20 protein-coding genes and 1 pseudogene are annotated in these 20626 nt (G+C 70.9%); 15 read left to right on the top strand and 6 right to left on the bottom strand.

Features of this window, described 5'->3' with window-relative positions; genetic code table 11:
- The first annotated feature begins 11 nt into the window (after nt 1-11).
- Together ACSQ2G_RS07135 and ACSQ2G_RS07130 are read left to right on the top strand one after the other, a co-directional pair.
- Nucleotides 12-236: a hypothetical protein gene (locus tag ACSQ2G_RS07135; protein WP_436029504.1), complete on the top strand. Its 225-nt coding sequence runs from the start codon at nt 12-14 to the stop codon at nt 234-236.
- 73 nt (nt 237-309) lie between these two features.
- Nucleotides 310-720, top strand: a complete 411-nt coding sequence (locus tag ACSQ2G_RS07130) for a hypothetical protein (RefSeq protein ID WP_436029502.1) — start codon at nt 310-312, stop codon at nt 718-720.
- A gap of 21 nt (nt 721-741) precedes the next feature.
- On the opposite strand, the gene ACSQ2G_RS07125 is transcribed toward ACSQ2G_RS07130, so the two are convergent.
- The gene (locus tag ACSQ2G_RS07125; RefSeq protein WP_436029500.1) at nt 742-1347 is read right to left on the bottom strand and encodes a nucleotidyltransferase family protein; all 606 of its coding nucleotides are present in this window, start codon (nt 1345-1347) and stop codon (nt 742-744) included.
- Between the two features lie 29 nt (nt 1348-1376).
- Between ACSQ2G_RS07125 and moaA the strand changes: the two genes are divergently transcribed.
- The 5 genes from moaA to moaC are packed head-to-tail and all read left to right on the top strand — an operon-like array spanning nt 1377 to nt 4162.
- Nucleotides 1377-2423, top strand: a complete 1047-nt coding sequence (moaA, locus tag ACSQ2G_RS07120) for a GTP 3',8-cyclase MoaA (RefSeq protein WP_436029498.1) — start codon at nt 1377-1379, stop codon at nt 2421-2423.
- Nucleotides 2424-2425: 2 nt separating this feature from the next.
- Nucleotides 2426-2665: a MoaD/ThiS family protein gene (locus ACSQ2G_RS07115; protein ID WP_057186034.1), complete on the top strand. Its 240-nt coding sequence runs from the start codon at nt 2426-2428 to the stop codon at nt 2663-2665.
- Nucleotides 2662-3117 carry a molybdenum cofactor biosynthesis protein MoaE gene (locus ACSQ2G_RS07110; RefSeq protein ID WP_436029495.1) on the top strand — a complete coding sequence of 152 codons (456 nt, stop codon included), beginning with the start codon at nt 2662-2664 and terminating at the stop codon, nt 3115-3117. The genes ACSQ2G_RS07115 and ACSQ2G_RS07110 overlap by 4 nt, the downstream gene beginning before the upstream one ends.
- A 9-nt stretch (nt 3118-3126) precedes the next feature.
- Nucleotides 3127-3678 (top strand): molybdenum cofactor biosynthesis protein B, encoded by a 552-nt coding sequence (moaB, locus tag ACSQ2G_RS07105; protein ID WP_436029493.1) that lies wholly within the window; start codon nt 3127-3129, stop codon nt 3676-3678.
- A 13-nt stretch (nt 3679-3691) separates the two neighbouring features.
- Nucleotides 3692-4162: a cyclic pyranopterin monophosphate synthase MoaC gene (moaC, locus tag ACSQ2G_RS07100; protein ID WP_436029491.1), complete on the top strand. Its 471-nt coding sequence runs from the start codon at nt 3692-3694 to the stop codon at nt 4160-4162.
- A gap of 114 nt (nt 4163-4276) precedes the next feature.
- Here moaC and ACSQ2G_RS07095 read toward each other — a convergent pair whose 3' ends face one another.
- Nucleotides 4277-4618: an endonuclease domain-containing protein gene (locus ACSQ2G_RS07095; RefSeq protein WP_436029489.1), complete on the bottom strand. Its 342-nt coding sequence runs from the start codon at nt 4616-4618 to the stop codon at nt 4277-4279.
- Nucleotides 4619-5318: 700 nt separating this feature from the next.
- Nucleotides 5319-6371, bottom strand: coding sequence for an XdhC family protein (locus ACSQ2G_RS07090; RefSeq protein ID WP_436029487.1), 1053 nt, complete (start codon nt 6369-6371; stop codon nt 5319-5321).
- Between the two features lie 99 nt (nt 6372-6470).
- Between ACSQ2G_RS07090 and ACSQ2G_RS07085 the strand changes: the two genes are divergently transcribed.
- The 3 genes and pseudogenes from ACSQ2G_RS07085 (at nt 6471) to ACSQ2G_RS07075 (ending at nt 8247) form a co-directional block, all read left to right on the top strand.
- Nucleotides 6471-7346 carry a bifunctional regulator KidO gene (locus ACSQ2G_RS07085; RefSeq protein WP_436029485.1) on the top strand — a complete coding sequence of 292 codons (876 nt, stop codon included), beginning with the start codon at nt 6471-6473 and terminating at the stop codon, nt 7344-7346.
- Between the two features lie 66 nt (nt 7347-7412).
- Nucleotides 7413-8117 (top strand): glycosyltransferase family protein, encoded by a 705-nt coding sequence (locus ACSQ2G_RS07080; protein WP_436029483.1) that lies wholly within the window; start codon nt 7413-7415, stop codon nt 8115-8117.
- A gap of 23 nt (nt 8118-8140) precedes the next feature.
- Nucleotides 8141-8247, top strand: a pseudogene (locus ACSQ2G_RS07075) (hypothetical protein).
- On the opposite strand, the gene ald reads toward ACSQ2G_RS07075, so the two are convergent.
- Entirely contained in the window at nt 8229-9341 is a 1113-nt protein-coding gene (gene ald / locus ACSQ2G_RS07070) for an alanine dehydrogenase (RefSeq protein WP_436029481.1), read from the bottom strand. The pseudogene ACSQ2G_RS07075 and the gene ald overlap by 19 nt on opposite strands.
- Before the next feature lie 120 nt (nt 9342-9461).
- Between ald and ACSQ2G_RS07065 the strand changes: the two genes are divergently transcribed.
- The 5 genes from ACSQ2G_RS07065 (at nt 9462) to ACSQ2G_RS07045 (ending at nt 19292) form a co-directional block, all read left to right on the top strand.
- Nucleotides 9462-9935, top strand: coding sequence for an Lrp/AsnC family transcriptional regulator (locus tag ACSQ2G_RS07065; RefSeq protein ID WP_028040077.1), 474 nt, complete (start codon nt 9462-9464; stop codon nt 9933-9935).
- Nucleotides 9936-10016: 81 nt separating this feature from the next.
- Nucleotides 10017-10847, top strand: a complete 831-nt coding sequence (locus ACSQ2G_RS07060; protein WP_436029478.1) for a carbonic anhydrase — start codon at nt 10017-10019, stop codon at nt 10845-10847.
- Between the two features lie 134 nt (nt 10848-10981).
- Complete coding sequence (locus tag ACSQ2G_RS07055) at nt 10982-16015, top strand: alpha-2-macroglobulin family protein (protein ID WP_436029476.1); 5034 nt, start codon at nt 10982-10984, stop codon at nt 16013-16015.
- 132 nt (nt 16016-16147) lie between these two features.
- Entirely contained in the window at nt 16148-18190 is a 2043-nt protein-coding gene (pbpC, locus tag ACSQ2G_RS07050) for a penicillin-binding protein 1C (RefSeq protein WP_436030536.1), read from the top strand.
- 274 nt (nt 18191-18464) lie between these two features.
- Nucleotides 18465-19292, top strand: a complete 828-nt coding sequence (locus ACSQ2G_RS07045; protein WP_436029474.1) for a flagellin — start codon at nt 18465-18467, stop codon at nt 19290-19292.
- A gap of 68 nt (nt 19293-19360) precedes the next feature.
- Here ACSQ2G_RS07045 and ACSQ2G_RS07040 read toward each other — a convergent pair whose 3' ends face one another.
- Together ACSQ2G_RS07040 and maiA are read right to left on the bottom strand one after the other, a co-directional pair.
- On the bottom strand, nt 19361-19987 hold the full coding sequence (locus ACSQ2G_RS07040; protein WP_436029472.1) for a carbonic anhydrase: 627 nt from the start codon (nt 19985-19987) through the stop codon (nt 19361-19363).
- Complete coding sequence (gene maiA, locus ACSQ2G_RS07035) at nt 19980-20621, bottom strand: maleylacetoacetate isomerase (protein WP_436029470.1); 642 nt, start codon at nt 20619-20621, stop codon at nt 19980-19982. The genes ACSQ2G_RS07040 and maiA overlap by 8 nt, the downstream gene beginning before the upstream one ends.
- Nucleotides 20622-20626: the final 5 nt, after the last annotated feature.

The following is a 20626-nucleotide window of genomic DNA, read 5'->3' as shown; positions in this document are numbered from 1 at the left end:
AGAGGTGTGCAATGAGCACCGCCCAGATCGTCCAGCTGCAGCAGGACGCCTCGCTTGATGAGATGAACGAATTTCGCCGACACCTGCGGGCCCTTGGTCCCGTGCAGCGCCGGATCCTGTCGGTGCTGATGCCGCAACTGGTCGCGCTCGAACAGGCCGGCGACTCCGACGGCGCGCTGAGCATCATCGAGGAAGTGAAGACGATCCTGTGGGAAGGCCGTCGCACGCGCCATTGACCGACCTCTGGTTGCTACCCTGGGCGCCGCGCCTGGGGCATGGTGACGCCCGACCTAACCGGGCGTCATCCTCGTGCAGCTCCACACGCTCATCTCCCTGATCCTCGCCATCCTGGTCTGCGGATTGGCCATGTGGCGCGGCGACCGCGCGGCGCGCGGGGTCGGCGCGGTGTTCCTGGCTTCCTGGCTGGGATCGATGCTGGTCTATCGGCGCGACCCCTACAACGCCGACTACGGCATCCTGGCGGTCGACGCCGCGACCCTGGTGGTCTTCGTCTGGATCTCGATGCGGACCCGGCGGATCTGGACCGTCGTCGCCTCGGCCTTCATGGCCATCATCGTCGCCTCGCACGTGGCGGTGATGATCGACCTTCGGGTCACCCTGGGCACCCTGTTCATCGGCATGGCGATGTGGAGCTACGGCGTCCTGGCCTGCATCGCGTTCGGGACCTGGGCCGCCCGCCGCGGCCACGCGCGGTCCTGATCCGTCGGAATCCGCCAGCCCTCAGGCCAGGTCCTCGGGCCGGTCGACATCGAACAGGACGCCGGCATGGAAGGTGTCGACCCACGCCAGGCGGTCGCCCAGGACGGCCAGCACGTCCCGCGCCCCGACATCGCCGCCCAGGGCTCGCAGCGCGGGAAAACAGTCGCGCCCGAACAGCACCGGATGCCCCCGCCGTCCCGCGAGGCGCGGCGCGACCGCGTCGACGCCGGGGACCAGCGCGCGGACCAGGTCCCGGGCGAGGCCGGGCGGGACGCAGGGCATGTCGCCCAGGAACACGAAGACGCCGTCGGCGTCCGGCGGCAAGGCCTCGACCCCGGCCCGCAGCGAGGCGCCCATGCCCTCCGCGGCGTCGGCGGCCACCACGATCTGGAGATCGTCGTCCCGGCCCAGCGCCCGGGCGTGCTCACGCGCGAAGGCAGCCAGCTCTCGGTCGCCGTCGGTGACCAGCAGGACCCGCCGGACCGGGGCCGCGAACGCCGCGTCCAGGGCCCCCGCCGCCAGGGGCCGGCCCTCGAACGGCGCGAGCAGCTTGCGCCCGCCGAACCGGCGTCCCGCCCCCGCCGCCAGGACCACGGCGTCGCACCGTGCGCTTTTACTTTCCGCCATGCCGTCGCGCGCCTATCTTATAAAGCGACATGACGCCCTATGACGCCAGCCCCGCGCAAGCGGCAACCCGTTCGCCGCGCTTGCCCAGCCGATTGATCGACGGCTTCGGTCGCGCGGTGACCTATCTGCGCGTCTCGGTCACCGACCGCTGCGACCTGCGCTGCACCTATTGCATGGCCGAGCACATGACCTTCCTGCCCAAGGCGGAGGTGCTGTCGCTGGAGGAGCTGGACCGCCTGGCCTCGGTCTTCGTGGGCCTGGGCGTGCGCAAGCTGCGGCTGACCGGCGGCGAGCCCCTGGTCCGCAAGGGGATCATGACCCTGGTCGAGAGCCTGTCCCGTCACCTGCGGTCCGGCGCCCTGGACGAACTGACGATGACCACCAACGGCACCCAGCTGGCCGGCCACGCCGCCGACCTGGCCCGCCTGGGGGTGCGGCGGATCAATGTCTCGCTCGACACCCTCAAGCCCGACCTGTTCCGCAGGCTGACCCGAGGCGGCGACCTGTCCAAGGTGCTGGCCGGGATCGACGCGGCCCTGGCGGCCGGGATCCAGGTCAAGGTCAACGCCGTGGCGCTGAAGCACGACAACGCCGAGGAACTGCCGGCCCTGATCCAGTGGGCCCACGGCCTGGGCGCCGACATGACCCTGATCGAGACCATGCCGCTGGGCGAGATCGACGAGGACCGCACCGACCAGTACCTGTCGCTGAAGGACGTCCGCCGCGACCTCTCGGCGTTCTGGACCCTGACCGACCTGACCTACGCCACGGGCGGTCCGGCCCGTTACGTGCGGGTCGAGGAGACCGGCGGGCGGCTGGGCCTGATCACCCCGCTGAGCCACAATTTCTGCGAGGCCTGCAACCGGGTGCGCCTGACCTGCACCGGCACCCTGCACACCTGCCTGGGCCGCGACGACGCCAGCGACCTGCGGGCGGTGATCCGCGGCGGGGCCGACGAGGCGGGCCTGGAGCGGGCGATCTTCGCGGCCATCGGCGCCAAGCCGCAGGGCCACGACTTCCAGATCGACGGCGCGCGGCCGGCCGTGGCCCGCCACATGTCGACGACCGGGGGCTGACGGTGGCCCGCGTGCTGCTGTTCGGACGCCTGGCCGACCAGGCCGGCTGGCGCGACCGGGCCGTCGAGGCCGGCTCCCTGGCCGCCCTGCGCGAGGCCCTGGCCGCCGACGATCCGGACCTGGCCGAGGCCCTGTCCGGGCCCGGCGTGCAGGTGGCGGTCGACAAGGTCCTGGTCCGCGGCGAAGCCAGCCTGGCGGCGGCGACCGAGGTGGCCTTCCTGCCGCCGATGAGCGGCGGATGACGACCCTGCCGTCCATCAGCCTGACCGCCCAGGCGTTCGAGCCGGGGGCCCTGCTGACGACGTTCTGCGCCGGCCGCGACGAGACCGGGGCGGTGGCCAGCTTCGTCGGTCTGGCCCGGGCCGAGCGGGGCCAGGCCACGATACTGGAGCTGGAGGCCTATCCCGGCTTCACCGACGCGGCGATCGCCGCCTTGGCCGAGGACGCCAAGGCCCGGTTCGACCTTCACGACTACCGCATCGTCCATCGCATCGGCCGCATCGCCCCGGGCGAAGCGATCGTCTTCGTGGCCACCGCGGCCAGCCATCGCCGCGCCGCCTTCGAGGGCTGCGACTTCCTGATGGACTACCTCAAGAGCCGTGCGCCGTTCTGGAAGAAGGAGCACGGCCCGGACGGCGACCGCTGGATCGAGCCGACGGCTCGGGATAGGACCGACGCCGAGCGTTGGGACTAGGAGAACACGATGTCGGCAGGCCTCACCCCGGGCGGCGGGATCAAGCCGGAGCTTCCGTTCAAGCCGGTGCGAGTGGCGGTCCTGACCGTCTCGGACACCCGCGACGAGTCCACCGACACCTCCGGCCAGCTGCTGGTCGAGCGGATCAAGGACGCGGGCCATGAGCTGGCCGGCCGCCTGGTGGTCCGCGACGATGTCGAAAAGATCCGCCAGACCGTGCGCGACTGGGTCGCCGGCGGCCAGGTCGACGCCGTCGTCACCACCGGCGGGACCGGCCTGACCGGCCGCGACGTCACGGTCGAGGCCCTGGAACCGTTGTTCGACAAGAAGATCGACGGCTTCTCGGTGGTGTTCCACCTGGTCAGCTACGCCACGGTGGGCCTGTCCACCCTGCAGAGCCGCGCCACGGCCGGCCTGGTCGGCGGGGTGTTCGTGTTCTGCCTGCCGGGCAGCAACGGGGCGGTCAAGGACGGCTGGGACAAGATCATCTCGGCCCAGCTCGACAGCCGCCACAAGCCCTGCAACATGGTCGAACTGATGCCCCGACTCCTGGAGCAATAGGACTGCTGGAACAGTGACCCGCCTGACCCACATCGACGACCAGGGCCGCGCCCGCATGGTCGACGTCTCGGACAAGGCCGAGACGGTCCGCGAGGCGATCGCCGTCGGCTTCGTGCGGATGCGGCCCTCGACCCGTGAGCTGGCCATCGCCGGAACCGGCCGCAAGGGCGACGTCCGCGCCGTGGCCGAGATCGCCGGAGTGATGGCGGCCAAGAAAACCTCCGACCTGATCCCGCTGTGCCACCCGCTGGCCCTGTCCAAGGTCGAGGTGTCGGTCGAGCCGGCCGAGGGCGGGCTGGCGGTCATGGCCCGCGTCAAGCTGAAGGGCCAGACAGGGGTGGAGATGGAGGCCCTGACCGCCGTCTCGGTGGCCTGCCTGACGATCTACGACATGCTGAAGGCCGCCGAGAAGGGCATGGTCATCGAGGCCGTGCGCCTGGTCGAGAAGACCGGCGGCAAGTCGGGCGATTGGCGGGCGGAGTAGGGGGCGGTTCGGGCGTGTCCGCAAGCGTCGGCTTTCGACCCGTTGAGGACTTAAACCCCTCTCTCTTTGAGAGAGGGAGGGGCCCGCCGCCGCAGGCGGTGGGAGGGTGAGAGGTTACAGCCTCTCGGGTCGAAGCACGGCCAGGATGTCGTCGGCGACCCCGCCCGGATCGGCCAGGACCCGCCCGTTGGGGAACCTCAGGACCATATAGCCAAACAGTTCCAGCACCTGCGTGCGGCGGGCGTCGTAATCCTCCCGTTCCTGGTGAGCGGCGCCGTCCAGTTCGACGATCAGCTTGCCCGCCTCGCAGACGAAGTCAGCGAAATAGCGGTCGATCGAGACCTGGCGCAGGAACTTGAAGCCGCCCAGCCGGCGGTTGCGCACCAGCTTCCAGAACGCCTTCTCGGCCAGGGTCTGGTTCTGGCGAAGGCGGCGGGCGTTGGTGGTCGTATCCATGGCGACAGCCTGGAAGCACCGCGAAGACCACGCAACGGAAGGAATCGGGATTTTCCGGCCAGCGGTGAAACCTCTCACCCTCCCACCGCTTCGCGACGGGCCCCTCCCTCTCTCAAAGAGAGAGGGGTTCAGGGGGATGGACGGCGCTCTATCCCCGTCGTCGGCGGTACGAACCTCAACAATCTCAACGCCCTGAAAAATAATCAGCGTCACGAACGCGCCAGCCCTGAAACCTCCCGCACAATCATCGCTGTCCCCATCGCGGGGGAGGGCTCTTGGTACCGGCCCAAGCAGGCGATGGGGGTGGAACCGAGCGGGGCCGCCTGGGCCTGGCGATCGGATCGCGACGGGCGGCGGGGCTCAGAAGGCTCCAAGGCCCGGCGGGGGCGATGGCGGGACAGGCGGGTTGACGGGGCCGGGAGGTTCAAACCGGCCTGTTCGAGGATCAGTCGGAGTCGCCGACGGCCCCTTCCGGGCGACTTTGATCCTGCCCGCCTGAGGGGAAACGTCGATCGGGATGAAACAAGCCCTCAATCGCCGTCCCTCGAGACAAACGGTTTCGCGGAGCGGTCAGGTCTAGCCGAAACGCACACTCAATACCCACGGTCATCCGGGCTCGGCCCGGACCGCTCCGCGCCTCCCCACCCACTCGCCAGCGCAAGCCCGAGGTCGAGAAGCCGTGCCTGCAACACCATGGCCGCTAAGACTTGCCCCCACCTGGCGGCTTCGCCGCCTGTCCGCCGCCATCGGGGACGGAGGACGACCGTCGCGCCAGGGCCGGCTGGCCGTGGCGGCTGGCCATGATCTCGCCGATCACCGCCACGGCCACCTCGAACGGGGCCTTGCCGCCGAGGTCGAGGCCGATCGGCGCGCGCAGCTTGCGGAGGTCGGCCTCGGCGACCCCGGCGGCGCGCAGGCGGTCCAGCCGCGCGCCCAGCCGTCGCCGGGCGCCCAGCAGGCCGACATAGGGCGCGGCCGAGGGCAGGGCGGCCAGCAGGGCCTGGTGGTCGACCTCCTCGTCATGGCCGCAGACCGCCACCGCCGTCCAGGCGTCCAGCCCCACCGCCGCCACGGCGCCGGCCACGTCGTCGCGGCGATAGGCCACGCCCGGCAGGGGCGGCGGCGCGATCGGGCCCTTGGGGCGGACCAGGGTGGTCGAAAAGCCCGACTGGGCCCCGAGGCTGGCCACGGCCAGGGCGGTGGGATCGCCGCCGAACACCACCAGCCGGGGCGGCGGGTCGAATCGCCGCGAAAAGGCGCTGGGCCAGGGTTGCACGGCGTCCGACGCCGGGGCGCAAAGCCGCCGCTCGCCGTCGCTGATCCAGGTGGCCGGGACGCGGGCCTCGGCCAAGGCCAGCAGCGCCCGGGCGGCGGCGTCGTCGGGGGCGATGCGCTCGACCAGGATCTCGATCCGCGCGCCGCACAGCAGGCGGATGTCCGGCCAGGGGCTGCCCTCGCCATAGACCAGGCGCCGGGGCCGGCCGTCGGCCATGCAGGCCTGGGCGTGGGCCTCGACATCGGCCTCGATGCAGCCGCCCGACAGGAAACCGGCGCGGCTTTCCATGCCGAACACCATCTGGGCGCCGACCGGGCGCGGGCCGCCTTCACCCAGGGAAATGATCGTCGCCAGGCCGGCCGCCCCGTGCGCCAGGGCCTGGGCCAGGGCGGGCCGCATGTCCTCGGCCAGGCCGTGCAGCGGCCAGTCCCCGGCGATTTCGGAGGCCTGGTCGAGCGGGGGATCGGGAAGCTTCATCGCCGGCGATGTTAACCCCTCGGCAAGTTTCCAGAAACGCCTTCTTCAGTCCTTTGGCCTAGGCTCGTCGATACTGGTGTTCCATCCGCACGGATTTCCATGTCGCTCTCGGTTTCCAAGCTCGGTCTCGCCGCCGCCCAGTTCGGACTGGACGGCATGAGCGCGTCGCCGCGCGCCCGTTCGCCCGAAACCGAAGCCCGTGACATTCTCGCCATCGCCGCCCGCGCCCGCCTGTCGGTGCTGGACGTGTCGGGCAACCATGGCCGCGCCGAGCAGGTGCTGGGCGACCTGATCCCGCGTCCCGTGCCGTTCCGCGTCACCCTGTCGGCCGCCCGCGCCGACCGCGGCCCGGACTTCGTCGAGGCCGAGGCCCGCGCCAGCCTGCGCCGCCTGGCCGTGGAACGCGCCGACGCCATCATCGTCCCCTCGCCCGCCGAACTGTTCGGCCCGCACGGCGCGGCCGTCTGGGACCGCCTGGCCCGGCTGCGCGACGAGGGGCTGTTCGCCAAGATCGGCGTCGCCGCCCACGCCAGCGACGATCCGGTCGGCGTCGCCCGCCGCTTCAAGCCCGATATTCTTCAAGCGCCGGCCAGCCTGCTGGACCAGCGCCTGCTGGCCGACGGCTCGCTGCAGCGCATCGCCGGCATGGGGATCGAGGTGCAACTGCGCTCGATCTTCCTGAACGGCCTGCTGTTCCTGCCGCCCGACCGCGTCCCCGCCCAGCTGAAGGGGGCCTCGGGCCGCCTGTCGAAGGTGCGCCGGATGATCGCCGAGGGTCGGTCCGACCCGCTGCAGGCCGCCCTGGGCTTCGCCCTGTCGCGTGTCGAGGCCAGCGCCGTCCTGGTGGGCGTCACCTCGGCCGCCGAGCTGTCGGCCGTGGTCGCCGCCGCCTCCAGCCCGCCGCCCGACCTCGACTGGGACGACATGGCCATCGACGATCCGGTGGCCCTGGACCCGCGACGTTGGGTCGCCTGACGCCGGAGCGAATAAAGGCTCAGCCTCGAACACAGTGCTGAGAAGCCGAAGAGGGAGCCGAACGCCATGATCCTCGCCGTCGTCCAGGCCCGCATGGGCTCCAAGCGTCTGCCCGGCAAGGCGGTCGCCACCCTCCAGGGCCAGCCGATGATCCTGCGCCAGCTGGAGCGGCTGCGCGGCGCCCGGCGCCTGACCAAGATCATCGTCGCCACCAGCAGCGACCCGGCCGACGACGGCCTGGCCGGCCTGGTGGTGTCGCGCGGCTACGCCGTGCACCGCGGCGCGGGCAGCGACATCCTGGACCGCATCGCCCGCTGCGCCGAGGCCGCCGGCCCGGTCAGCCACATCGTCCGCATCAAGGGCGACGCCCCGTTCGTCGATCCGGCCGTGATCGACGAGGCCGTCCGCCTGGCCCAGGCCACCGGCGCGGCCTACACCTCCAACCGCGTGGAGCGCACCTTTCCGGCTGGCTTGGAGGTCGAGGTGATCACCGTCGAGGCGCTGCGCGTCGCCGCCGCCGAGGTCCGCGACCCCCTGGCCATGATCTCGCCGACCGCCGCCATCCGCGCGCGGCCCGACCGCTTCCGCCAGGCGCATCTGAAGGCCCACCGCGACTGGTCGCGCTACGACTGGCGGGTCAAGACCCCGGCGGACCTGGCCTTCGCCCGCTCGATCTACGACGCCCTGTACGCCGCCGATCCGGGCTTCTCGATGCACGACGTGCTCGACCTGGTGGAGAGCCGCCAGGATTTGGCGCGGTTCGCGGCTTAGGCCTTGCGTCCTTCGAGGCTCGGCTGCGCCTCGCACCTCAGGATGAGGAAAGCAGCAAATCGCTCCTCATCCTGAGGCGCCCACGCAGTGGGCCTCGAAGGACGCAGGGCGCTACTTCCAAGCCCCATAGGGATCTACCGACGTCTTCCCCAGCGCCTCGGCGACGGCCGGATGGGTCAGTTGGCCGGCCAGGACGTTGAGGCCCTTGGCCAGGTGGACGTTGCTGTTCAGCGCGTCCAGGCCGTGGTCGGCCAGGGCCAGGCCGAACGGCAGGGTGGCGTTGCCCAGGGCTTCGGACGAGGTGCGCGGCGCCGCGCCCGGCATGTTGGCCACGCAGTAGTGGACGACGCCGTCGACCGTGTAGGTCGGCTCGGCGTGGGTGGTCGGATGGCTGGTCTCGAAACAGCCGCCCTGGTCGATCGACACGTCGACCAGCACCGAGCCGGGCTTCATCTTCGACAGGTGCTCGCGCTTGACCAGCTTGGGCGCGGCGGCCCCGGCGGTCAGCACCGCGCCGATGATCACGTCGGCCTTGAGGATCTCGTCCTCGACCGCCGCCATGGTCGAATAGCGCGTGAGGATGCGGCCCTGGTAGAGGTCGTCCAGCTCGCGCATCCGGGGGATCGAGCGCTCCAGCACCACCACCTCGGCGCCGAGGCCGGCGGCCATCCGCGCGGCGTTGGAGCCGACCACGCCGCCGCCCAGCACCGCCACCCGGGCCGGGGGCACGCCGGGCACGCCGCAGAGCAGCAGGCCCATGCCGCCATTGTGCTTGAGCAGGGTCTCGGCGGCGCTGAACACCGCGATGCGGCCGGCCACTTCCGACATCGGGGCCAGCAGCGGCAGGCCGCCGCGCGCGTCGGTGACGGTCTCGTAGGCGATGGCCGCGCAGCCCGAGGCCAGCAGGCCCTCGGTCTGGGCGGGGTCGGGCGCCAGGTGGAGATAGGTGAACAGGATGTGGCGGGGCGTCAGGCGCTCCCACTCCACCTTCTGCGGTTCCTTGACCTTGATGATCAGCTCGGCGCCCGCGAACACCGCGTCGGCGTCGGGCGCGATGGTCGCGCCGGCCTTGACGTAGAGGTCGTCGCCGTAGCCGGCTCCCAGGCCCGCGCCGGCCTGGACCAGCACCGCGTGGCCATGGCCGACATATTCGCGCACGGCGGTGGGGGTCAGGCCCACCCGGTGTTCGCCCGGCTTGATCTCGGAAGGTACGCCAACGCGCATGATAGTCTCCTCCAAATGGCTTTTCACGCTGGTTTACGCCTGAGTTTGCGCAGGTTCCTGGGGAGTTTCATGCGTCCATAACCGTGATATGCAGGAATCCATCACGATGGAGCCCTTGCGGTGAAGAAACCTGCGGCCAACCTCGACGCCTTCGATCGCAAGCTGCTGAACCTGCTCCAGCGGCGGGGCCGAGCCAGCTATGTGGAAATGGCCGAGGCGGTGAATCTTTCCGAATCCGCCTGCCTGCGCCGGGTCAAGGCGCTGGAGGAGACCGGGGTGATCGGGCGCTACGCCGCGGTGATCGACGAGCGGGCGGTGGGCCTGCCGCTCAGCGTCTTCGTTACCGTCACCCTGTCGTCCCAGGCCGAGGCGACGCTCAGCGCCTTCGAGAAGGCGATCGCCAATGTCCGCGAGGTGGCCGAGTGCTACCTGATGACCGGCGGCTCGGACTATCTGCTGCGGCTGGTGGTGGCCGACGTCGACGACCTGGAGCGGGTGCACGCCCAGGAGCTGACGCGGATTCCGGGTGTGGTGCGGGTCAGCTCGTCGATCGCCCTGCGCACGGTGGTCAAGCGTGTCGAATTGCCGCTTTGAGGCGAGCCCGCCGTTGCGGCGAGGTTAACCTTCCCCTGCCAGGACTGTAGGCCACAGTCGTCGCGCTCGTCGGGGGATGAGATGGTTTCGAGACGTTTGCTGCTGGGCGCCCTGGCGTCCGGCCTCGCCGCGCCCGCCCTGGCCTGGGCCGAGGGCGACGGCGCCACGCCGTCGGTGCTGACCCGCAAGGGCCGCCGCACGCGCCGGGCGCTGGCGACCCAAGCCACCGACAAGGCCGCCCTCGACAAGGCCCTGGCCCAGGTCAAGCCGCTGGAAGAGCCCGACGCGGTCGAGCCGGCCGAGGTGCACCCGCCCCAGCTGGTCAGCCCCGACGAAGCGCTGGGCCGCCTCAAGCAGGGCAACGCCATCTTCGCCCGCGGCGGCGCCAGCATCGTCCTGCCGTCCATGGTCCGGATCGCCGAACTGTCCAAGGGCCAGAAGCCGTTCGCGGTGATCGTCGGCTGCAGCGACAGCCGGGTCGGCCCCGAGCTGGTCTTCGACTGCAATCTGGGCGAGCTGTTCGTGGTCCGCGTGGCCGGCTCGACCGTCAGCCAGGAGGGCCTGGGTTCTATCGTCTACGCGGTCGAGCACCTGGGCGCGCCGCTGGTTGTCGTCCTGGGCCACAGCAAGTGCGGCGCCGTCGGCGCGGCGGTGGACGTGGCCACCAAGCACAGCGAGCTGCACGGCTCGCTGCTGAACATGGTGCTGCCGATCATCCCGGCGGTGCTGGAGGCCCAGGAGACGCACCCGGCCGACCTGCAGGACGCGGCAATCCGCCAGAACGTCCGCGACGTCGCCGCCCGCCTGAAGGTGGCCGACGGGACCCTGGCCGAGAAGCAGGCCGAGGGCCGGCTGAAGATCGTCTCGGCCACCTACGACCTGGCCACCGGCGTGGTGGCGTTCGACGCGTAGAAATCCTTCTTCCCTAGCTACGGTCGGGGACAGGCGCATGCGCCTGTCCTCAGCCAAGCAACGCAGATCCGTTGACCCCTTGCCCGGCTTAGGTTCAAGTCCCCCTGACACGCTAAAGTTGGGGGAGGCCTGGGATGTCGACGGACGAGACGCCGCCGGAAGGCGGCCACGAGCCCAAGACGTCCCGCTGGGCGGCCTTCAAGGCCAAGCTCCCGACCGGCCTCAAATCCCCCCTCGTGCTGGTCGGCGCGGCCGCCCTGGTGCTGGGCTTCGGCGGTGGTTTCGCGGCCGGCAAGGTCGCCGACTTCGGCTGGTTCGGCCACAAGGCGGCGACGGCCGAGGCCCCCAAGGGCCAGGCCTGGTCACTGTTCGGCAAGCCCCGCTCGGCCGGCGCCCCGCGTCGCGGAATCCCCAAGCCGGAAGGCTTCGCCGTCTGGCGCAGCCGCATCGACAGCACCGGCGCCGAGCCGATGGCCTGCGTCCAGATGAGCAAGCCGCTGGACCCGTCCAAGGCCTATGCCGACTTCGTGCTGATCTCGCCGGACCTGGGCCGCCAGCCGGCCGTGCGGGTCAAGGACGACGAGCTGTGTATCGGCGGCGTCGGCTTCACCGACCACCGCGTCACCCTGCTCAAGGGCCTGCCCGGCAAGGGCGGCGAGACCCTGGCCGCCAACGCCGACGTCGACTTCACCTTTGGCGAGAAGCCGCCCTATGTCGGCTTCGCCGGCGACGGCGTGATCCTGCCGCGCGAGGAGTCCGACGGCGTGGCGCTGGAGACCATGAACGTCTCCAAGCTGGCCATCGAGGTCTGGCGCGTGTCGGACCGCAACCTGGTGCGCAAGTCGATCGGCGCCCCCGACCCGACCGGCGAGGGCGACTACGCCAGCGACTATGGCGACGACAGCCCCGACGACGAGGGCCGCCAGGTCTGGAAGGGCGTGATCGACGTGCAGGGCGCGGCGGGCCAGAAGGCCACGACCGTCTTCCCGCTGGGCGCGGTGCTCAAGGAGATGAAGCCCGGCGGCTATGTGATCAAGGCGCGCGACGCCTCGGGCGGCCGCGACCCGACCGGCGAGGGCGACCCGACCCCGGCCCAGGCCCGCCGCTGGATCATGTTCACCGACATGGCGCTGATCGGCTATGACGGGGCCGAATCCCTGGACGTGGTGGTCCGCTCGCTGAAGAGCGCCAAGACCGTGGCCGGCGTGCGCGTGGCCCTGGTGGCCAAGGACGGCGAGGACCTGGCGGTGGCCAAGACCGACGCCGACGGCCGGGCGCGCTTCGCCCACGCCCTGCTCGAGGGCGACGGGGCGGCGCGGGCCAAGATGGTCATGGCCTATGGCGACCAGGGCGACCTGGCGGTGCTGGACCTGGACCGCTCGCCGGTCGACCTGTCCAAGCAGGGCGTCGGCGGCCGCACCGAGTCCGACGGCGGCCGGGCGCTTTCCAGCGACATCGACGGCTATCTCTATGCCGACCGCGGCATCTACCGCCCTGGCGAGACCGTGCACCTGACGGCCATGGTCCGCGATCGCCTGGCCAAGGCGGTCAACGACCGCAAGGGCTATATCCTGGTCAAGCGGCCCTCGGGCGTGGAGTTCAAGCGCTACAACTTCAGCCGCGCCGACGCCGGCGCCGTGCTGGCCGACATCGCACTCCCCCGGAGTGCTCCGCGTGGCCGCTGGACAGCGGTGCTGAAGATGGAAGGATCCGACGCCGAGGCCGGCTCGTTCAGCTTCAGCGTCGAGGACTTCGCGCCGCAGCGGCTGGCGGTCACCGCCACGGGCCAGGAGTCCGTGCCGGTCGCGGCCGGCCAGGAGCGCAAGATCGACGTCTCGGCCCGCTTCCTCTACGGCGCGCCGGGCGCGGGCCTGCAGACCCAGGGCGAGGCGCGGCTGCGCACCGACGCCGACCCCTTCCCGCAATACAAGGGCTATGAGTGGGGCGACGACCTGGCGCCCTTCGACGAGAAGTTCATCGAGCTGGGCACGACCGTCACCGACGGCGACGGCCACGCCATGTTGAACCTGGGAACAGGCGAGGCCGGCGACACGGCTCAGCCGTTGGTGGCGGCGGTGACCGCCTCAGTGTTCGAGCCCGGCGGCCGTCCGGTGCGCGAAGGCTTGGAACTGAAGGTGCGCGGCAAGCCCGTGTACTACGGCGTCAAGGTCGAGCAGGGCGACGCCGGGAACGGCGACCCGCCGGTCAGCCTGGAGATGATCGCCGTCAACGCCGCCGGGGCGCGGATTTCGTCGACGGCGACCTACACCCTGATCAGCGAGAACTGGAACTATGACTGGTTCCAGCAGGACGGCCGCTGGCAGTGGCGGCGCACCAGCCGCGACGCGGTGGTGGCCAAGGCCACGGTCAATATCGGCGCCGGAGCGCCCGCGCGCTTCAACCGCCGCCTGGGCTGGGGCGACTACCGCCTGGTGGTCGAAGGGCCGGACGGCTCCAGGACCGTGACCAAGTTCTCGTCCGGCTGGGGCTCGCCGGCCAAGGAAGGCGAGGCGCCCGACTTCGTGCGGGTCAGCGCCGGGACCAAGGCCTACAATCAGGGCGACACGGTCGAACTGACCCTGAAGTCGCCCTATGCAGGCCAGGTGCAGGTGGCGGTGGCCACCGACCGGCTGATCGACTTCAAGACGCTCAGCGTCGGCGAGAACGGCACGACCGTCCGCCTGAAGACCTCGGCCGCCTGGGGCGGCGGGGCCTATGTGATGGTCACCGTGATCCAGCCGCGCGACCCGGTCAGCTCGCCCAAGCCCAAGCGGGCCCTGGGCCTGATCTATGTGCCGCTGGAGCCCAAGGGGCGGCGGCTGACTGTGGACATCGGCACGCCGGTGAAGCTGGACAGCAAGGTCCCGGTCGAGGTGCCGATCAAGGTCCAGGGCCTGGGCTTCGGCCAGAAGGCCAAGGTCACCATCGCCGCCGTCGACGAGGGCATCCTGCGCCTGACCCGCCAGGACAGCCCCGACCCGGCCAAGTGGTACTTCGGCAAGCGGGCCCTGACCCTGAACTATCGCGACGACTACGGCCGCCTGCTCGACCCGAACATGGGCGCGCCGGCCAATGTCAATTTCGGCGCCGACGAACTGGGCGGCGAGGGGCTGACGGTGACGCCGATCAAGACCGTGGCCCTGTGGTCGGGCATCGTCGAGACGGGGATGGACGGCAAGGCCGTGGTCAAGCTGCCGGCCGCCGACTTCAACGGCGAGCTGCGGATCATGGCGGTGGCCTGGACCGACAACGCCGTCGGCTCGGGCTCCAAGGCCATGACCGTGCGCCAGCCGGTGGTCGCCGACCTCAACCTGCCGCGCTTCCTGGCTCCCGGCGACAAGCCGATGGCGACGCTGGAGCTGCACAATGTCGAGGGCCAGGCCGGCGACTATACGGTCGAAGCCAGCGCCACCAACGGCATCGCGGTGGCTTTCAAGAAGGTCATCAGACTGGTCCTGGGCCAGCGGATCGCCGAGAAGATCCCGTTCCTGGCCCCCACCGTCACGGGGATCGGCAAGGTCGGCTTCAAGGTGGCCGGCCCCGGCTTCCAGACGGCCAAGGACTATCCGATCCAGACCCGCCTGGGCTGGGGCGACGTGGTGCGCACGACGACGGAACTGCAGCAGCCGGGCATGAGCTACACCCCCAACGCCCAGCTGCTGTCGGGCCTGGCGGCCGGCGAGATCACCCTGCAGGTCAGCTACTCGCCGTTCAAGGGCTTCGACCCCTCGGCGATCGCCGTGGCCCTGCAGCGCTATCCCTATGGCTGCACCGAGCAGCTGGTCTCGACCGCCTATCCGCTGCTGTACGCCCAGGGCGTCTCCAGCGATCCCAAACTCAAGCGCAATCCGGCCATCCTGGCCGGGGCGGTGGGCAAGCTGCTGGATCGCCAGACCCTGGACGGGGCCTTCGGCCTGTGGCGGGTGGGCGACGGCGAGGCCGACGCCTGGCTGGGCGCCTACGCCACCGACTTCCTGGTCGAGGCCAAGGCCCAGGGGATCGCCGTGCCGGACGAGGCGATGGACAAGGCGCTGAACGCCATGCGCCAGATCAGCCGCCCCGACGGCTGGAGCTCGGTGTCCTATCGCCTGGAATATCCCGAATGGTGGGGCCGTACGCCGGACGACTCCAAGAAGGCCACCGAGCGCATGCGCCGCCGGGCCAGCGCCTACGCCCTCTACGTGATGGCCAAGGCCGGGCGCGGCGACCTGGCGCGGCTGCGCTGGTGGCACGACGTGCAGATGAAGGACGAGGACCAGCCCCTGGCCAAGGCCCAGGTGGCGGCGGGCCTGGCCCTGATGGGCGACCAGGCCCGGGCCCGCTCGGCCATGCGCCAGGCGGTCCGCTCGCTGGGTTGGCGCGACGACGCCGACTGGTACCAGAGCCCGCTGCGCGACGTCGCCGCGGTCACCGCCCTGGCGGTCCAGGCCGGCCAGGGCGACGTCGCCCGCCAGCTGCAGGGCCGCCTGGAGAACGTGGTCAAGGATCCCGACGCCCTCAACACCCAGGAGCAGGCGGCGGTGCTGTCGGCGGCCTACCAGCTGCTGAAGGCGGCCGGGCCGATGACCATCGACGCGCAAGGCGTGACCGCCCTGCCGCCGGCCGGCGGCGCGCCGCGCTGGGCCGTGGGCCGTCTGGCCGACGCCCGCTTCGTCAACAAGGGCAAGGGCGCCCTGTGGCGGACGGTCAGCGTGCGCGGCACGCCGGTCGCCGCCCCGGGGGCCGAGGCCAACGGCATCTCGGTGTCCAAGCGCCTGTTCTCGATGAACGGCGGGGCGATCGATCCGGCCCAGATCCACCAGGGCGACCGGGTGATCGTGCTGGTGTCCGGCCGCTCGATGCAGGCCCGCTCGACCGCCCTGGTGGTCGACGACGCCCTGCCGGCCGGCTTCGAGATCGAGACCACCCTGGGCGCCGACGACGCCCAGAACGGTCCGTTCAAGTTCCTGGGCGAGCTGACCAATCCCGACGTCCAGGAAAGCCGTGACGACCGCTACATCGCCGCGCTGGACCTGGGCGGCGAGAAGCCGTTCGCCATGGCCTATGTGGCGCGAGCGGTGACGCCGGGCGAGTTCTTCCTGCCCGGGGCGATCGCCAAGGATATGTACCGGCCCAGCCTGAACGCGCGGTCGGAGGCGGGACGCGTGGCGATCTCACCGGGGCAATGAGGTGATCCAGTTACATCTCCCTTCCCCCTCGATGGGGGAAGGGCCGGGGATGGGGGTGAAAGCGTGTCCGGATGAGGCGCGGCCGTTGTGAACCCCGCCGCCCCAGTCACCCCCACCCCCGACCCCTCCCCCATCAAGGGGGAGGGGAGAATCGTTCGCCTCCTCGTCGCCTTCATCGCCGCCCAAGTCGCGCTCTTCCTCCTGGGCGCCGCCTTCCCGCCCGACATGGCCCGCGCGAAACGCTCGTCGCCGGTGGTGCTGGACCATCGCGGCGCCTGGCTGCGCGCCCTGCCGGTCGAGGACGGGCGCTGGCGGGTGCGGGCCGACCTCCAGCGCACCGACCCCACGTTTCAGAAGCGGCTGATCGCGGTCGAGGACGCGCGGTTCTACGGCCACCTGGGCGTCGATCCGCTGGCCCTGGTCCGGGCGGTCGGCTCGGCGGCGGTCCATGGCCGGGCCACCTCGGGCGCCTCGACCCTGACCATGCAGACCGCCCGCCTGCTGGAGCCCCGGCCGCGTAATCTGGGTTCGAAGCTGGTCGAGATGGTCCGCGCCGCCCAGCTGGAGGCGCGACTGACCAAGCGCGAGATCCTGGCCCTCTACCTGACCCTGGCCCCCTATGGCGGCAACCTGGAGGGGGTGCGGGCCGCCAGCCTGGCCTATTTCGGCCACGAGCCGACCAGCCTGACCGACGGCGAACAGGCCCTGCTGATCGCCTTGCCGCAGTCGCCCGAGGCCCGTCGTCCGGACCGCCATCCCGAGGCCGCCCGCGCCGCCCGCCGCGCCGTGCTGGACAAGATGGTCCGGGCCCATGTGCTGACCGAAGCCGCCGCCAGCGAGGCCGACGCCGAGCCCCTGCCCCGCCGCGGCCCGTTCCCGACCCTGGCCTGGCACGTGGCCGGCGAACTGGCCGCCGCCGCGCCGCCCAGCCAGCCCAGCGTGGTCTCCACCCTCGACGCCGACCTCCAGACCCGGCTGGAGCCGATGGCCGCCGCCGTCGCCGCCGCCCAGGGGCCCGACGTCACCGCCGCCATCCTGGTCGTCGAGATCAAGGGCCGGGCGGTGCGGGCCCTGGTCGGCTCGGCCGGCCGCGACCGGCCCGGCGGCTGGATCGACCTGACCCGCGCCGTGCGCTCGCCGGGCTCTGCCCTGAAGCCCTTCATCTACGCCTTCGCCTTCGACGACGGGACCCTGGCGCCCGACACCCAGATCGACGACGCCGCCACCCGCTTCGCCGACTACCAGCCCGAGAACTTCGACCACGTGTTCCACGACAAGGTCACGGCCCGCGAGGCCCTGGCCTATTCGCTGAACGTGCCGGCCGTCGCCACCCTGGAAAAGATCGGTCCCGACGCCTTCGCGGCCCGGCTGGAGAGTGGCGGCGTGCGGCTGGTGCGGCCCAAGACGGCGATCAAGGCTTCGGGGCTTGCGTTGGCCCTGGGCGGGGCGGGGATCACGCCGCGCGACATGGCCGTGCTCTACGCCGCCCTCGGCGACGGCGGCGTGGCCAAGCCCCTGGCCTTCACCGAGGCCGAGGCCAAGTCGCGCGAGCGCATGGGCGGGACCCGGATCGTCCGGACCGAGGCCGCCGCCCAGGTGCTGGACATCCTGCGCGAGGCCCCCGCGCCGCGCGGCCGCGCGCCGTCGGCCCTGACCCGGGGCGGACCGGCCATGGCCTTCAAGACCGGCACCTCGTACGGCTTCCGCGACGCCGTGGCGGCGGGGGTGGTCGGCGGCTATGCGATCATCGTCTGGACCGGCCGGGCCGACGGCGGGGCGCGCGGCGGCCTGACCGGGCGCGACGCGGCCCTGCCGCTGCTGTTCGACGTCGCCGACGTGATCGACGCCCCGACCCTGGCCCCCCGTCCGATCGCCCCCAAGGCGGCGCCGGGCGCGCTGCAGCGGCTGCAACAGGCGTCCGAAGGCCCCCGCCTGATCTTCCCGCCCGACGGCGCCACGGTGCAGGTCGACGCGGTCGGCCCCAGCGCCCGCGGCCTGGTGATGGCGGCCGGCGGCGAGCGCCTGACCTGGTATGTGGCCGGCCAGCCGCTGGCCGCCGATCCGGTCAGCGGCAAGGTGATCTGGCGACCGGCGGCGGCGGGATTCTACCGGCTGCGGGTCGTCGATGACCAGGGCCGCGCCGCCTCGGCGCGGGTGCGGATCAAGGGCGGCTGAGGCCATCTTGGTCCTGGCCCAAGGCCGAGGCTCGCCTTCGCCGTGAAGTCCATTTTGAGAAATGATGATTTCATTTCGCGACAGAACGCCGCAAATGAAGATTTCAATGTTCCATCTAAGTAGATTTACAGGTGTGCTGAAATGGCGCGGGCAAGTCTTGCGCCAAACGCAGCCGGTTCATTCTTCCTAAAGGCAAGTAACTCGTTGCTAGGATCGGGCAAAAAGCTCCCGGCCGTCAAAGCGACGGCGGAACCTTGAATGAGGATTTCCTGCAATGGCCTTGAATAGCATCAACACCAATACCGGGGCGATGATCGCCCTGCAGAACCTGAACGCAACCAGCGCCGAGCTGATGACGGTCCAGCAACGGATCAACACCGGCAAGAAGGTCGGCAACGCCAAGGACAACGGCGCGATCTGGGCGATGGCCAAGAACCAGTCGACCACCGCCAACTCCCTGAACGCCGTCAAGGACTCGCTGCAACGCGGCCAGTCGACCATCGACGTGGCCCTGGCCGCCGGCGACACCGTCACCGAGCTCTTGGGCAAGATGAAGGAAAAGGCCCTGGCCGCGTCCGACACCTCGCTGAACACCGCTTCGTTCAACGCCCTGGTCTCGGACTTCACCTCGCTGCGCGACCAGATCACCAAGGCGGTGACCAACGCCAAGTTCAACGGCGTCAGCATCGCCGACGGCTCGACCACCAAGCTGACCTTCCTGGCCAATTCGGACGGCACCGGCTTCACGGTCACCGCCAAGACCCTGTCGCTGGTCGGTCTGGGCCTGGCCGCCGGTTCGACCTTCGCCACCGCCGCCGCCGCCAAGACCATGATCACCACCGTAACCAACGCGATCGGCACGGCGACCAACAAGCTGGCCTCGCTGGGCACCAGCTCGACCGGCCTGGACACCCACCTGACCTTCGTCGGCAAGCTGCAGGACAGCCTGGAAGCCGGGGTCGGCAACCTGGTCGACGCCGACCTGGCCAAGGAAAGCGCCCGCCTGCAGTCGCTGCAGACCAAGCAGCAGCTGGGCATCCAGGCGCTGTCGATCGCCAACCAGTCTTCGTCGTCGATCCTCAGCCTGTTCCGCTCGGCCTAGGCCGCTTCAGCGGTCCTTGAGACGGACTGGGGCGGGTCGCCGGGCCCGCCCCCTTTTTTGCGTTCACCTCAGACGGCGCCGCTGGCCACCTTCTCGTAGTCCGCCAGGCTGGAGATCCCGACATTGAGGTCGGTGACCAGGCCGTTGCCCAGCGAATAGACCCAGCCGTGGACGGACAGTTGCTGGCCGCGCGCCCAGGCGTCCTGGACGAAGACGTCAGAGGCGACGTTGCGCACCTGGCGGATGACGTTCAGCTCGCACAGCCGGTTGAGCTTGTCCTGCTGGGTCGGCAGGGCGTCCAGCTCGTGGCGGTGCTCGGCATGGACCTCGCGGATCGGGTGCAGCCAGTGGTCGACCAGGCCGCGCCGCTGGCCGTCGATGGCCGCCGCCACGCCGCCGCAGCCGTAGTGGCCCACGACCATCACGTGCTTGACCTTGATCACGTCGACCGCGAACTGCAGCACCGACAGGTAGTTGGCGTCCTGCGGCGGGGCCAGGTTGGCGACGTTGCGGTGGACGAACAGCTCGCCGGGATCGAGGCCGACGATCTCGTTGGCCGGCACCCGGCTGTCGCTGCAGCCGATCCACAGATATTCCGGGCTCTGCTGGCCTTCCAGACGCTTGAAGAACTGGGGGTCGGCCTCGGTCTTGCGCAGCGACCAGGCCAGGTTGTTGCTCTTGAGGTCTTCAAGCATGGATGGCGTCCGGCTGTTGGTTGGGATGGGCGGCGGCGAAGGCCGGGTGTTCGGCGCAGCGCGCGGCGACCGCGCGGAGAGCCGGGAACGGGGTCAGGTCGGTCTTGAAGCGCTCGGCGTTGTAGACCTGCGGGACCAGGCAGCAGTCGGCCAGGGTCGGGGTTTCGCCGAAGGCGTAGCCGGCGCCATGCCCGGCGACCATCGTCTCCAGGGCGGTGAAGCCGTCGGTGATCCAGCGCCCGATCCAGGCCTCGCGGCCCGGCTCGTCGACGCCCAGTTCAGTCAGGGCGCGCAGGATCCGCAGGTTGTTCACCGGATGGATGTCGCTGGCGACGATCTGGGCCATGGCCCGCACCTGGGCGCGATCGAACGGATCGGTCGGCAACAGGGGCGGGGCCGGGACGGTCTCGTCCAGCCAGTCCAGGATCGCCAGGCTCTGGGTCAGCACCCGGCCGTCCACCTCGAGGGCCGGTAGCAGCCGTTGCGGGTTCAGGGCGGCGAAGGCCGGCGCCTGGTGCTGGTTGGCCACCAGGTTCACCGGGGCGATGCCGTAGGCCAAGCCCTTGAGGTTCAGGCCGATCCGCACCCGGTAGGCGGCGCTGGACCGCCAGGCGCTGTGGAGGGTGAGCTGCATGACCC

It is taken from the genome of Caulobacter sp. LjRoot300 (genome assembly GCF_964253875.1).
GTDB lineage: Bacteria > Pseudomonadota > Alphaproteobacteria > Caulobacterales > Caulobacteraceae > Caulobacter.
The sequence above is the reverse complement of the archived record's forward strand: the minus strand, read 5'-3'. Positions and strand labels throughout refer to the sequence as shown.